The sequence below is a fragment of the Phaeovulum sp. genome (assembly GCF_047638075.1).
Taxonomy (GTDB): Bacteria; Pseudomonadota; Alphaproteobacteria; order Rhodobacterales; family Rhodobacteraceae; genus UBA6197.
Map to the genome: position 1 here is coordinate 14,274 of NZ_JBLJBV010000030.1, position 13,962 is coordinate 28,235.

The window sequence follows — 13,962 nt, forward strand, 5'->3', positions numbered from 1 at the left end:
ATAAAGCGCCTCTTGATAGGCGAAAGCCCTTCATCCGGCGGTATCTGATGCCCTCTGGCTGTTTGAGTGCCCTGCCAAGATGGTCTTGGTAGGGCCTGGCACGGGCGGGATGGGATGCAGATGGCCCTTTTACGCCAAAGCCATATTGCTGTTGTTCTTCTAATGCCTGACGCCACAAGCGTTGCAGTCCCGTGGTTATCCTGCGGGAAATCAGCTCTGCTGGATTTTCCTATCTGCGGACTATCCCTCTACCTTGCCGGAACAATCAGGCGTTAACGTAAAAATATGGCCGCGATCCATCAGATCGCGGCCATATCGTGACGTCCTGCAAGGGGGCGGGCTCCGGTGTTTTGCCTTCTGGAAGATATCGGGCCAGACCCGGTTTTTGCAAAACGGCCGGACCGCTTTTTACTTTGGCAATTCGGCGGTAATGCCCTCTACATAGAAGTTGAGGGCGGACAAGGCCGAGTCTTCGGCAACTTCGCCATCTGCCAGCCAGACAGAGCCATCTTGCTTATTGATCGGGCCGGTAAAGGGGTGGTATTCGCCCGAGCCGATCTTTGCAGCCAATGCCAGCGCCTCTTCCTTGACCTCGGCGGGAATGGCGTCGGTGATTTCGCCAATCTCCACGACGCCGTCACCGATGCCGCTCCAGGTGGCTGCCGATTCCCATTTGCCGTCCAGCATCAGCCCGATGCGATCAATATAATAGGGCGCCCAGTTGTCGATGATTGATGAAACGCGCGGTCTGGGCTTGAAGGCGGCCATGTCGGAAGCCTGACCAAAGGTCAGGATGCCCGCCTCTTGCGCCTTGGCTTGCGGGGCGGTGGAGTCGGTGTGCTGCATCATCACGTCAACCCCATCAGCGATCAGCGCTGCGGCCGCGTCCGCCTCTTTCGCGGGGTCGAACCAGGTGTAGGCCCAGACCACCTTCATCTCGACCTCGGGGTTGACCTTTTTGGCGTGCAGATAAGCTGAGTTGATACCCTGAATGACCTCGGGGATCGGGTAAGAGCCGATGTAGCCGATCTTGTTGGTTTTGGTCATCCGGCCCGCGATGGTGCCAATGACCGCGCGGCCTTCGTAAAAGCGCGCGTCATAGGTGGCCATGTTGGCGGACCGCTTGTAGCCGGTAGCATGTTCAAACTTCACATCCGGGAATTTGGCGGCGACATTCACCACCGCATCCATGAAACCAAACGAGGTGGCAAAGATGATCTTGTTTCCATCCAGCGCCATCTGCGTCAAGACGCGTTCGGCATCGGGGCCTTCGGGGACGTTTTCCACATAAGAGGTGATTACCTTGTCACCATATGTCTCTTCTACGGCTTTGCGGCCCAGATCATGCTGAAAAGAGTAGCCCATATCGCCCACCGGGCCGACGTAGATATAGCCCACCTTCAACGGCTCGTCTGCGCGGGCGCTGGTGGCAATGCCAAGGCTCATCGTGGCGGCGGCCATTGCGGTGGTAGTCAGGAAAGATCTGCGGTTCATGGGAACTCCCCGTGGGTTATGGGCGCTTTGGCCCGGTTGATTGGCCTCAGCGTGAGGCGTGAAAAGGTCGGCCAAGCGCGGCGGGTGCGGCCTGTGTGCCACGCCGATGGCGGGCGGAAATGATCACAAGCACGATGATCGTAACCAGATAAGGCGCCATCGACAACAGGTGGACGGGGATTGCATATTCTGCAACCTGCATCTGCAATTGAAGCGCCGTAATGCCGCCAAACAGATAGGCCCCCAAGAGGACGCGCTCGGGCTTCCATGAGGCGAAAACCACAATCGCCAGCGCGATCCAGCCGGCGTTGGCGGTCATGCCCTCGGTCCATTGCGGCACTCGCACAAGGCTAAGATAGGCGCCGCCCAACCCGGCCATTGCGCCGCCAAAGGCCAGCGCGGCCATGCGCACCGCCACAACCCGGTAGCCCAGGGCGTGGGCGGCATCATGGTTTTCGCCCACTGCACGCAAGATCAGCCCGGCGCGGGTTTTTGACAAAAACAGCGCCACAAGGACAACCATCAAAAGCGAGCCGTAAACCATCCAGTCATGTGAAAAGACCACTTTGCCCAGCACCGGCAAATCGCTGAGCGCGCCGAAATTCAGCTTCGGTGTTGGCGGGGGGCGTACGCCCTCAAATCCCTTGCCGACCAGTGCGGAAAGCCCCATCCCGAACAGCGTCAACGCCAAGCCCGTTGCCACCTGATTGGCCAACAGCCCGAGCGTCAGCACCGCAAACAGCAGCGCCATCGTTGCCCCCGCCAATGCCCCGCACAAAAAGCCAATCACCGGGCTGTGGCTATAGACTGCCCCGGCAAAACCCGCGATTGCACCGATGATCATCATGCCCTCAACCCCAAGGTTCAGAACGCCGGATTTTTCCGCGATCAGTTCGCCCGTGGCCGCCAGCAACACCGGCACCGAGGCCGCCATCAGCGTCGCCAGCAAGATGACGACATCTATCCCGCCGATGATCATGCCCGTGCCCCCTTCAGTTCAATCCGGTAGTTGGTGAGGAAATCGAACCCCAGCAAGAAGAACAAAAGCATCGCCTGAAACACCTGTATCGCTGCCGCCGGAAGCCCCAGCGACAGTTGCGCCGAATCGCCGCCGATATAGGTCAGCGCCATGATCAGCCCGGCCAGCAAGATGCCGATCGGGTGCAAACGGCCCAGAAACGCCACGATGATTGCGGTAAAGCCATAGCCGGTGTTGAAGTTTTCGGTGATCTGCCCAGAGGGGCCGGTCACCTCAAACAGACCCGCCAGCCCTGCCAGCGCCCCTGAAAGCCCAAGGCAGAACATCACCATCCGCGCCGGCACCACCCCGGCAAAACGCGCGGCCTTGGGCGCATCACCCGCAACCTTGATCCGAAACCCTGCAATATGGCGCGACATCAGCACATAGGTGGCGATCACCGCGATAAACGCCGCGACCACGCCCCAGTGCATTCCCGTCCGCGCGATCAGTTCGGGGTTATACGCCGAGGTGTATTGCTGCAAGTTGCGCGACCCCGGAAAGCCCAGGCCTTGCGGGTTTTTCAGCGGTCCGAATGCGGCATAGGCCAACAGGTTCTGCGCCACATAAACAAGCATCAGCGACACCAATATCTCGGATGTGCCAAACCGGTTCTTCAGCACCGCCGGGATCATCGCCCAGGCCCAGCCCCCCAAAGCGCCGACAATCACCATGGTCGGAAATAGCCACACGCTTTCAGCAGGGTAGATTGCCAGCGCCACCGATGCCCCGGCAAGCGCACCCATGATATACTGCCCCTCGGCGCCGATATTCCAGATTCCGGCGCGAAAGCCCACCGCCAACCCCGAAGCAATCATGATCAGGGGGCCCGCCTTGACCAGTAACTGCCCCCGAAAATAGCCCGCATTCGGCCCGAAAAGAGGGTTCCAGAAAATGGTGCGGATCGCGTCCAGGGGGTTTTTGCCCAAGGCGGCAAATAGAACGCCTCCGGCAATCATCGTGGCAATGACCGCAACCAGCGGCGTGACCCACGCCCAAAAGGCCGACGGGGTCGGGCGTTTGACCAATACTATCATACGACACCCTCGACCGGTTTCATGCCATGCGCCCCGCCCAGCTTCAGGCCGATCTGTTCCAGCGTCAGCGTGGCGGCATCGACCGGGTCGGACAACCGTCCTTCATTCAAGGCGGCAAAGCGGTCGGATATCTCCATCAATTCGTCCAAATCCTGTGAAATCGCAATGACGGCGGCGCCCTTGGCCGCCAGATCCAGCAATGCCTGCCGGATTGCGGCAGCCGCTGCCGCATCAACACCCCATGTCGGTTGATTCACCACCAGCACGGCCGGGTCTTGCAAGACCTCGCGGCCGATGACGAACTTTTGCAGGTTTCCCCCCGAAAGTGCGCGTGCCGCAACGTGCGGCCCCGGCGTGCGCACATCAAAGGTGTCGATGATCGTTTCGGTGAACGCACGCGCTGCGGCCATGTTCAAAAAACCGTTCCGGGTCAGGTTCTTGCGCTTGGCCCCGGTCAGAATGGAATTGTCGGTCAGGCTCATGTCCGGGGCGGCGGCATGGCCCAGCCGCTCTTCCGGGGCCGTCAGCAGGCCACGCGCGCGGCGCTTGTTTGGCCCGAACGTGGATATATCCTCGCCCGCCAAAAGGACGCTACCCGATGCACTGGGCCGTTCGCCTGAAAGCGCGGCCAACAGTTCTTCCTGGCCGTTGCCCGCCACCCCGCCGATCCCCAGCACCTCGCCCTTGCGCAGCGTGAAGCTGATGTTTTTCAGCGCCGGCCCAAAGGTCGACGCAGGCGGCAGGTTCAGCCCCACCACCTTTAGCGCCACCACGCCCGCTTCGCGGCCGGCGCGGTCGGTCAGCTTCAGCTCGGTGCCCACCATCATTTCGGCCAGCTCATGCGCCGTTTTTTCCCGCGGCGTGCAGGTGCCGACAACCCGGCCCCCGCGCAAGATTGTGGCCTGGTCGCAAAGGCTGCGTATTTCCTCAAGCTTGTGGGAAATATAAAGAATTGCCGTACCCTCTGCGGAAAGTTTGCGCAGGGTGCCAAACAGGATCTCAACCTCTTGCGGGGTCAGAACGCTGGTCGGTTCGTCCATGATCAGCAGTTTGGGGTCTTGCAACAGGCAACGGATGATCTCAACGCGCTGGCGTTCGCCGGCCGACAGATCGCCCACAGTGCGCTCTGGGTCCAGCGGCAGGCCGTAAGCATCGCTGACCTCGCGGATCCGGGCCGCCAATGCGCGCATCGGCGGCGGGTTTTCCATGCCGAGGGCCACGTTTTCGGCCACGTTCAGTGCCTCGAACAGCGAAAAATGCTGAAACACCATCGCCACCCCGGCGGCGCGCGCCGCGCGCGGCTCTGGTGGGGCATAGGGCGCGCCCAAAAGGGTCATCGATCCGGCATCGGGTTTTACCAACCCATAAATCATCTTGACCAAGGTTGATTTTCCGGCACCGTTTTCGCCCAATAGGGCATGAACCTCGCCCGGTGCCACGGCAAAGCCGACCCCATCGTTGGCCAGCACCCCCGGATAGGCCTTGGTCAGGCCCTCAATCGTCAGCAGCTTCTTGTCCCCTGTCACCCGGCGCATCCTTTTGATATTGTTTGGGCCTTTGCGGCTCTTGTGGCGCTCGTCTCTCTCAGTAGCGTGGCCGCGATGCCCACGGCAATGGCCTGTGGATGCTTTCCAAGGTTTGGGTCACCAATGGGGCAAATAATGCGCAATATCTGGGCGTCTGAATGGCCCAGTCCGCGCAAGCGGGACCGAAACCGCGCCGCCTTGCTGGCGGACCCTATCAACCCCAGCGCGCCAAACCCGTGCTGTAAAAGCCGGTGACACAATTCCAGATCAAGCGCGTGCGAATAGGTCAGCACAAAGTGCCGGGCACCCGGCGGGGTAACGCTGACCAAATCGGCCGGATTTTCGGCACAAAGCCGTGTAACCCCTTCCGGGGTAACCGGAAACCTGTCATCCCCAGTATCCACCCAGCTTAGCCGCAACCCCGGCAAAGGGGCCAGAACCGATACGATCGCGCGGCCGACATGCCCCGCCCCCCAGATCCAGACGGGCGTTGTTGCGATAAGGCTTTGCTCCAACACCCAGCCTGAAACCAGCAGCGGCGGCACCACCCCTGCGGCCCGCGCGCGCGCCAAAGCACGGCTGACGGCCAGCGGCATCGCCTCGGGCCCCTCGATCCGCCGAATATGCAGCGCTTGGCCGGGGTCGGGCACGCTTGCGGCATCGAACCGCTCATAAGCCAGGGTCACGGCGCCGCCGCAGCACTGGCCCATCGCCGGGCCAAGGGCGATCCGCTCCAGCCGCGCGCGACCTGTGGCCAATACCTCGCGCGCCCGGGCCATCGCCTCCCATTCCAGCGTGCCACCGCCGATCGTGCCCTCGATGCCCTCGCCCCAAACCAGCATCGCTGCCCCGGCCTCACGCGGGGTCGAGCCGCGCGTTTCTGCCACCAACACCCGCACGAATGGGCCGCGTGCCGCCATCCGTGTCAGCATCCCAACATCAAGGCTCATGCGCCGCGCGCCCGTTTGACAGCAGCCAGAACCGCCTCGGGCGTGGCGGGTGCCTGAAGGTCGGGCCAATGCGGCCCCACGGCCGCACAGGCATCCGCCAGCGCCAGCCAGGCCGAAATCGCCAACATCAACGGTGGCTCGCCCACCGCTTTCGACCGGTAGATCGTGTCTTCGCGGTTCGCGCCGTCCCACAAGGCAATGTTGAAAACATCTGGCCTGTCAGAACACGCCGGGATCTTGTAGGTCGAGGGCGCGTGGGTGCGCAGCCGCCCCTTGGCATCCCAGACCAGCTCTTCGGTGGTCAGCCAGCCCGCCCCTTGAACATAACCCCCTTCGATCTGGCCGATGTCCAACGCCGGGTTAAGACTTGCGCCCGCATCGTGCAGAATATCAGCCCGCAGAATCCGGTTTTCGCCAGTCAACGTGTCGATCACCACTTCGGTCACCGCCGCGCCATAGGCAAAGTAAAGGAACGGTCGCCCGCGCCCTGCAACCCGGTCCCAACTGATCTTTGGGGTGGCATAAAACCCGGTCGCAGACAGGCTGATCCGTGCCAGATACGCGGCCATTACGGCCTCGGCAAAACGTAATTCGGTCCCGCCCGCAACAACCCTGCCATCAAAGAAATGCACATCCTCCGCAGAGCAACCTTCACGCGCGGCCAAAAAGGCGGCGATCCGCCCTTTAATCGTATCGCAGGCGGCCTTGACGGCCATCCCGTTCAGATCCGCCCCCGATGAGGCCGCCGTGGCCGAGGTGTTGGGCACCTTCCCGGTGTCGGTCGCGGTGATCCGAACCTGCTCGATCGGCACGCCAAAGACCGTTGCCGCCACTTGCGTTACCTTGCGGTGCAGCCCTTGCCCCATCTCGGTGCCGCCGTGGCTAAGCTGGACAGAGCCATCCTGATACACATGCACCAACGCCCCCGCCTGATTGAGATGCGTCAGCGTAAACGAGATCCCGAATTTCACCGGGGAAATCGCAATCCCCCGCTTCACTGTTCGGTTATTGCTGTTCCACGTCCTGATTTCGGATTTTCGCAGCATATAATCCGCAGATTTCTCCAATTGGCCAACCAACCCATGCAGGATGAAATCCTCGACCCGCTGCCCGAAATGCGTCTGCTGCTTTTCTTTGGTGCAAATACTCTCGGGGGGGTGCGGGGGGGCAGACAGCCCCCCCGCCGTGTCTGGGGCATCCTGGTAGAAATTCAGCCGCCGCAGCGCCAAAGGCTCCAACCGCAATTGATGGGCGATGTGGTCCAAAACCCGCTCGATCCCGATCATGCCTTGCGGGCCGCCAAAGCCGCGAAACGCGGTGGCGCTTTGGGTGTTGGTGCGAAGACGGTGGCTTTCGATCCGCATTGCGGGGATGTCATAGGCGTTGTCGGCATGCAGCATCGCGCGGTCCGCAACCGGCAGGCTCAGGTCCATCGACCAGCCGCAGCGCACCAGATGCCGGAACGTCAGCCCCAAAATCCGCCCCGCCTGATCGACCCCGGCCCGATAGTCGATCCGGAAATCATGCCGTTTGCCGGTGATAACCATGTCATCATCACGGTCATAGCGCATCTTGCAGGGCCGCCCCAGCAGGCGTGCCGCGACCGCACAGGCCACCGCCAGCGCATTGCCCTGGCTTTCCTTGCCGCCAAATCCGCCACCCATACGGCGCATTTCCACCCGCACGTCATGCATGGCAAGCCCCAGGGCCTCGGCTACCTTGTGCTGAACCTCGGTCGGGTGCTGGGTCGAGGAATGAACCACCATCCCCTCATCGCCGGGCATGGCCAGCGCAGCCTGACCCTCAAGATAAAAATGTTCCTGCCCGCCAAGCTCAAGCTGCCCCTCGATCACGACAGGGGCGGCGGCAATCGCAGCTTCGGCATCGCCGCGCTGCCAGACAACCGGGCCGCCCTCAAACCGGCTGCCGGCCGTCAGCGCCTGATCCACCGTCAAAATCGCAGGAAGTTCGTTGTAGGTGATTTGCCCCAGTCTGGCCGCGACGCGGGCGGCGTGATGGCTGGTGGCCACCACCAGAAATACAGGCTGCCCAACGTAATGCACGCTGTTCGTGGCCAAAAGCGGCTCATCCTGGATGGAGGGGCTGACGTCATTGGCAAAGGGCAGATCGGTTGCAGTCAGCACCGCGACCACCCCCGGCGCCGCATGCACCGCCGTGAGGTCCATACTGGTGATTGTACCATGCGCCACGTCCGACAGCCCGAAGGCCAGATGCAACGTGCCCGCAGGTGCGGGGATATCATCAACATAGCGCGCACGGCCGGTCACATGCAAAAGCGCGGAATCATGCGGCAGGGGTTTTGTCACGCTCATGCCCGCACCTCCAGAACCGAGACGGTTTCGCCGGTAAGGTCACGCAAATAGCGCAGGGTCATGTTTTGCGCCGCCTCCAGCCGGTAGACCGCCGAGGCGCGCATGTCATCCATCGGGGCAAAATCGTCCGCGAAGGCGGGCAGTGCTGCGATGATTGTGGCCTCGGAGAAGGGTTGGCCGGTCAGGGCGCGTTCGACCGCATTCGCCCGTTTCGGCACCCCGGCCATACCCCCGAAGGCGATGCGGGAAGTTGTAATTATTGAACCTTCTACCGTCAGGTTGAAGCAACCACAGACGCCTGAAATGTCCTGATCGAACCTTTTGGAGAGTTTGTAGCAGCGCAGGGCCGGCGCGGTAAGCGGTAGGGTCAACGCCTCGACGAATTCGCCGGGGGCGCGATCTTGTTTGCGGTAATCGAGAAAGAAATCTTCCAACCGCAGGCTGCGCCGTTCATCCCCCCGGCGCAGGTGCAACACCGCGTCCAGCGCGATCAGCGCAGGCGGCGCATCGCCAATGGGGGAACCGTTGGCAATATTGCCGCCGATCGTCGCCGCCGCGCGGATTTGTTCGCTGGCAAAGCGGCGCAGCAACTCGGCCAGCGCGGGGTGCGGGCCTTCCATGGCGTGGCGCAGGGTGGCGATGGTTACCCCCGCGCCGATGCGAAAACCGTTCTGATCCTGGGTTATGGTTTGCAGGTCTTTGCAATTATTCAAAAATGCGACTTTTGGCAGGGGTCGCAGTTCTTTCGTGACCCAAAGGCCGACATCGCTGGCCCCCGCAATCAGTGTGGCATCGGGGTTTGCCAGATACCACGCGGCAAGATCGTCGGAATGGGTGGGTTGACAGGCGGTGCCAAGGGGGGGCTGTCTGCCCCCCACGCCGCCCCCTTTGGGGGCGTCTCCCCCCGAGAGTATTTCGGCCAAGGAAAAGCTGGAAAGGGCTGCCTGATCGCTGTGCATCCAGTCCGGGACCGGGGCGGTTTCGGCGGCTTTCGCGGCGCGGATGATCGGGGCGTAGCCGGTGCAGCGGCAGAGGTTGCCGGCCAGTACATCGTCGTGATCGGTGCGGCCTTGCAGATGCGCGGTTGCCATCGAGACGACAAAGCCGGGCGTGCAATAGCCGCATTGTGAGCCGTGCAGGTCGACCATTGCGGATTGAACCGGGTGCAGGGTGCCTTTGGGGCCGCTCATGCCTTCGACTGTGCGCAGCGCCTTGCCATTGATTTGGGGCAGCATCAACAGGCAGGCGTTCAGCGCGCGGCTGCCATCACTATCGGTGACCATAACTGTGCAGGCGCCGCAGTCGCCTTCGTTGCAGCCTTCCTTTGTACCGGTCAGACCCTTGGTTTCGCGTAGCCATTCCAAAACCGTGCGGGTCGGGCTTTCATCCGCGACATGCATGGTTTCTCCGTTCAGAAGAAACGTGATCTCCATCGGGTCAATCCGCCGCGGTCTTTACATTCAAGGCCCTGCGTGTCCGCCCGATGCGGCGTAAAGCGGATCACGCGCCGTTTCCTTTTTACATGAAGCCTGTCCCGGCGCGATATGGCAAGCAGGATTTGACCTCAACGCATTTTTAACCCGTGCGGTACGCGGGCGGATGGGCGTGGCAGGGGCATCGTGTTGCCCTGGCGTGGCAAGCGATGCGTTCGGCGCGGGCCTGAAAAGCGGGGCCGGGCGCTGAATGATGGCCGCCTTTCTGGCGTTGGCCGGATCCGGTGTGAGCCAGCGGTGCCGCAGAACTGGTTCGGGCGGGCGGCAGGTCAGGAAGGGGGTGATGAAACGGATGAAAGCTAAAAAAGAGCGTGAACCCGGCGCGGGCATGGCCTATCCCTTGGCCATGACCAGTCCCCGATTCATTCACCTGCGTGTGCATACCGAATATTCGCTGCTTGAGGGCGCGGTACCGGTGAAAAAGCTGATTGCTGCCTGTCAGGCATCGCGCATGCCTGCCGTAGCCGTCACAGATACCAATAACATGTTTGCCGCGCTGGAGTTTTCAGTGTTGGCCTCGGGCGCGGGTGTGCAGCCCATTATCGGTTGTCAGGTTGACCTGAGTTATGACCCGGCCCAGCCCGGAGAGCGCCCGCGCGCGCCTGCGCCCCTTGTGTTGCTGGCGCAAGACGAGGCCGGATATGGCAACCTGATGAAGCTGAATTCGTGCCTGTACCTCGACAAGGCCGGGCAGTTGCCGCAGGTGACCGAGACAGAGCTGGCCACCTATTGCCGGGGCCTGATCTGCCTGACGGGCGGCGCCGATGGCCCGGTAGGGCGACTGATCCGGGCGGGGCAGGGGCCAAAGGCCCACGCGCTGATGGAACGGTTGGCCGCGATCTATCAGAACCGTCTTTATATAGAGCTACAGCGCCACCCCGGCGAGGGCGGCCAAACAACCGAGGCTGAACGTGCCACCGAAAAGGGCTTTGTCGAAATGGCCTATGCCATGGGCTTGCCGCTGGTGGCCACCAATGATGTCTATTTTCCCAAGGCGGCAATGTATGAGGCGCATGATGCGTTGCTATGCATTGCGGACGGCGCCTATGTCGATCAGCAAGAGCCCCGCCGCCGCCTGACGCCGCAGCACTACCTGAAATCCGAGGCCGAAATGGCCACGCTGTTTGCCGATCTGCCCGAAGCCCTGGAAAACACGGTGGAGATTGCCCGCCGCTGTGCCTTCAAGGTGGCCAAGCGTGCGCCGATCCTGCCGCGGTTTGCAGATGACGAGGTTGAGGAATTGCGCAGGCAGGCGCGTGCGGGGCTGACGGCTCGTCTGGCAGTTATTCCTCACGCAGCCTCGGTGGCGGATTATGAGGCGCGTCTGGATTTTGAGTTGGGCATCATCGAGCAGATGGGCTTTCCGGGGTATTTCCTGATCGTTGCGGATTTCATCAAATGGGCCAAGGATCAGGGCATTCCGGTAGGGCCGGGCCGGGGGTCGGGGGCGGGTAGTCTTGTGGCCTATGCGCTGACCATCACCGACCTTGACCCTTTGCGCTATTCGCTGCTGTTTGAGCGGTTCTTGAACCCCGAGCGGGTGTCGATGCCTGACTTTGACATCGACTTTTGCATGGATCGGCGCGAAGAGGTCATCCAATACGTTCAGCGTAAATACGGCCGCGAAAAGGTCGGGCAGATCATCACCTTTGGCGCGCTTTTGTCAAAGGCGGCGGTGCGCGATGTGGGCCGGGTTTTGCAAATGTCCTACGGGCAGGTGGACCGCCTGTCGAAGATGATCCCGGTTGAGGGGGTCAAGCCGGTCAGCATCGAAAAGGCGCTGGCTGATGAGCCGCGCCTGCGCGAGGCGGCCAAGGCCGAGGAGGTTGTCGCACGCCTTCTGGACTATGCCAAACAGGTCGAGGGTCTGTTGCGCAACGCCTCGACCCATGCCGCCGGGGTGGTGATCGGGGATCGGCCGCTGGACGAACTCGTGCCGCTTTATCAAGATCCGCGATCAGATATGCCGGCGACCCAGTTCAACATGAAATGGGTCGAGGCCGCGGGGCTGGTCAAGTTCGACTTTCTGGGTCTGAAAACCCTCACTGTCATTCAAAACGCCATTGACCTGATCCGTCTGCGCGGGGTCGAGGTTGATATCGCCGCGATCCCGCTGGATGACGCGAAAACCTACGAACTTTATGCCGCCGCGCGCACTGTTGCCGTGTTTCAGGTGGAATCCACCGGCATGATGGACGCGTTGCGCCGGATGAAGCCGACCTGCATCGAAGATATCGTGGCGCTGGTCGCACTTTATCGCCCTGGCCCGATGGAGAATATTCCCACCTACTGCGAGGTGAAGAATGGCCTGAAGGATCTGGAATCGATCCACCCCACCATCGACCATATTCTGGCCGAAACCCAAGGCATCATCGTCTATCAGGAACAGGTGATGCAGATCGCTCAGGTCATGGCGGGCTACAGCCTTGGCGGCGCGGACCTGCTGCGCCGTGCGATGGGCAAGAAGATCGCTGAAGAAATGGCGAAAGAGCGCCCGAAATTCATTGAAGGCGCAAAGGCGACCCATAATGTCGACCTTAAAAAAGCCGGAGAAGTATTTGATCTTCTTGAGAAATTTGCGAATTACGGTTTCAACAAATCGCACGCGGCCGCCTATGCGGTGGTCAGCTATCAGACCGGCTGGTTAAAGGCCAATCACCCGGTTGAATTCATGGCCGGGGTGATGAACTGCGACATCCACCTGACCGACAAGCTGGCCGTCTATAAACGCGAAGTGGACCGGCTGGGGATTGAAACGATCCCGCCTTGCGTCAACCGCAGCCTTGCGACCTTTACCGTGGCCGAGGGCCGGGTGGTTTACGGTCTTGGCGCGCTGAAAAATGTGGGCGTCGAGGCGATGCGCCTGATTGTTGATGGGCGCGGCAACACCCCTTTCAGTGATCTTGTGGATTTCGCCCGCCGGGTTGATCTTAAACGCGTCGGTAAACGCCCGCTGGAGATGCTGGCGCGGGCGGGGGCGTTTGATCAGCTTGATCCCAACCGCCGGCGGGTGTTCGACAGCCTCGATGCGCTGGCGGGCTGGTCGGCGGCGGTGGTTGAGGCCAAGGCCTCATCGCAGGTTTCCCTCTTTGGGGAGGCGGGCGAGGATCTGCCCCCGCCGCGCCTTGCGGATTGTGACGACTGGCTGCCCGCTGAACGCCTTGCCGAAGAACACAAGGCCGTGGGCTTTTACCTTTCGGGCCATCCGCTGGATGATTACATGCCCGCGCTAAAACGCAAAAAGGTGATGACCCTGGCCGAGATTACCGTGGCGGCCGAAGGTGGCCCGCTGATCGCCAAAATCGCGGGAAACGTTTCTAGCCGTCAGGAAAAGAAATCGGCCAAGGGCAACCGCTTTGCCTTTGTCGGCCTGTCTGATCCGACCGGCCTTTACGAGGTGACGGTGTTTTCCGACACGCTTGAGGCTGCCCGCCAGTATCTGGAACCGGGCATGGCCGTCGTGTTGACCGTCGAGGCCAATCTGGAAGGCGAGACCCTGAAGCTGCTGGCGCGCGCGGCGCAGCCCATCGACTCGGTCACGGCTGATGCGGGCGGATCGGGCCTTCGTGTTCACATCGACACCCCCGAGGCGGTTTCGACCGTCGCCGCCCTTCTTGCCCGTATGGTCGATGAGGCCCGGATACGCGCCCGCGGCCCGATCCGTTTTTGCGTGTCTGATCCTGCGCACGGCACCGAATATGAAATCACCGCCGGTGACAGCTTTCCGGTCAACCCACAGATCAAAGGCGCTCTGCGCGCCCTGCGCGGCGTTGTTGCGGTAGATGAAATCTGATTTTCCGGCCTGAATATCCCTGCCCCGGGGCAGCCGCGGCAGGGCCCGCGCTTACCAGTGCGGGGGGCGCTGATCGGCCAGGGGCACTGTGCCGCCGCTTTCGGCTTCGCGTTCGGCCTCGCGCTCCAGCAACATGCCCAGACGGCGGGTCAGGCGGCTGATTTCACCTTCTTGCCGCGCGACAATGTCGGATAATTCGTCCACTGTACGGGTCAGATAGGCGATCTGTTCTTCGCACCGTTCCATACGATGTTGCATTTCTCTGCTCCTGCTTGCCCGGCACTGCGCCATCCGCTACACCGCGCCCTGATGATAAGC

The 13,962-nt window shown here is 61.7% G+C and carries 9 protein-coding genes; 1 reads left to right on the forward strand and 8 read right to left on the reverse strand.

The features are described from left to right. Positions 1-408: 408 nt before the first annotated feature. From ACM62R_RS04735 to xdhA, 7 genes are read right to left on the reverse strand one after another with little or no spacing between them, the layout of a single operon-like run. The gene (locus ACM62R_RS04735) at positions 409-1,494 is read right to left on the reverse strand and encodes a BMP family ABC transporter substrate-binding protein (RefSeq protein ID WP_415182910.1); all 1,086 of its coding nucleotides are present in this window, start codon (positions 1,492-1,494) and stop codon (positions 409-411) included. 46 nt (positions 1,495-1,540) lie between these two features. After that, a complete protein-coding gene (locus ACM62R_RS04740; RefSeq protein WP_415182911.1) occupies positions 1,541-2,473 on the reverse strand; it encodes an ABC transporter permease in 933 nt (310 codons plus the stop codon). After that, on the reverse strand, positions 2,470-3,549 hold the full coding sequence (locus ACM62R_RS04745; protein ID WP_415182912.1) for an ABC transporter permease: 1,080 nt from the start codon (positions 3,547-3,549) through the stop codon (positions 2,470-2,472). The genes ACM62R_RS04740 and ACM62R_RS04745 overlap by 4 nt, the downstream gene beginning before the upstream one ends. Further along, positions 3,546-5,084 carry an ABC transporter ATP-binding protein gene (locus ACM62R_RS04750; RefSeq protein WP_415182913.1) on the reverse strand — a complete coding sequence of 513 codons (1,539 nt, stop codon included), beginning with the start codon at positions 5,082-5,084 and terminating at the stop codon, positions 3,546-3,548. Before ACM62R_RS04750 ends, ACM62R_RS04745 begins: the two co-directional genes overlap by 4 nt. Next, on the reverse strand, positions 5,072-6,025 hold the full coding sequence (gene xdhC / locus ACM62R_RS04755) for a xanthine dehydrogenase accessory protein XdhC (protein ID WP_415182914.1): 954 nt from the start codon (positions 6,023-6,025) through the stop codon (positions 5,072-5,074). Before xdhC ends, ACM62R_RS04750 begins: the two co-directional genes overlap by 13 nt. Further along, entirely contained in the window at positions 6,022-8,358 is a 2,337-nt protein-coding gene (xdhB, locus tag ACM62R_RS04760; RefSeq protein ID WP_415182915.1) for a xanthine dehydrogenase molybdopterin binding subunit, read from the reverse strand. The genes xdhC and xdhB overlap by 4 nt, the downstream gene beginning before the upstream one ends. After that, entirely contained in the window at positions 8,355-9,791 is a 1,437-nt protein-coding gene (gene xdhA / locus ACM62R_RS04765; RefSeq protein WP_415182916.1) for a xanthine dehydrogenase small subunit, read from the reverse strand. Before xdhA ends, xdhB begins: the two co-directional genes overlap by 4 nt. A gap of 406 nt (positions 9,792-10,197) precedes the next feature. Between xdhA and dnaE the strand changes: the two genes are divergently transcribed. Then, complete coding sequence (gene dnaE, locus ACM62R_RS04770) at positions 10,198-13,644, forward strand: DNA polymerase III subunit alpha (RefSeq protein WP_415182920.1); 3,447 nt, start codon at positions 10,198-10,200, stop codon at positions 13,642-13,644. Positions 13,645-13,695: 51 nt separating this feature from the next. Here the strand turns inward: dnaE and ACM62R_RS04775 are convergent, their stop codons facing one another. Further along, the gene (locus tag ACM62R_RS04775; protein ID WP_415182917.1) at positions 13,696-13,902 is read right to left on the reverse strand and encodes a SlyX family protein; all 207 of its coding nucleotides are present in this window, start codon (positions 13,900-13,902) and stop codon (positions 13,696-13,698) included. Between the last annotated feature and the right edge of the window lie 60 nt (positions 13,903-13,962).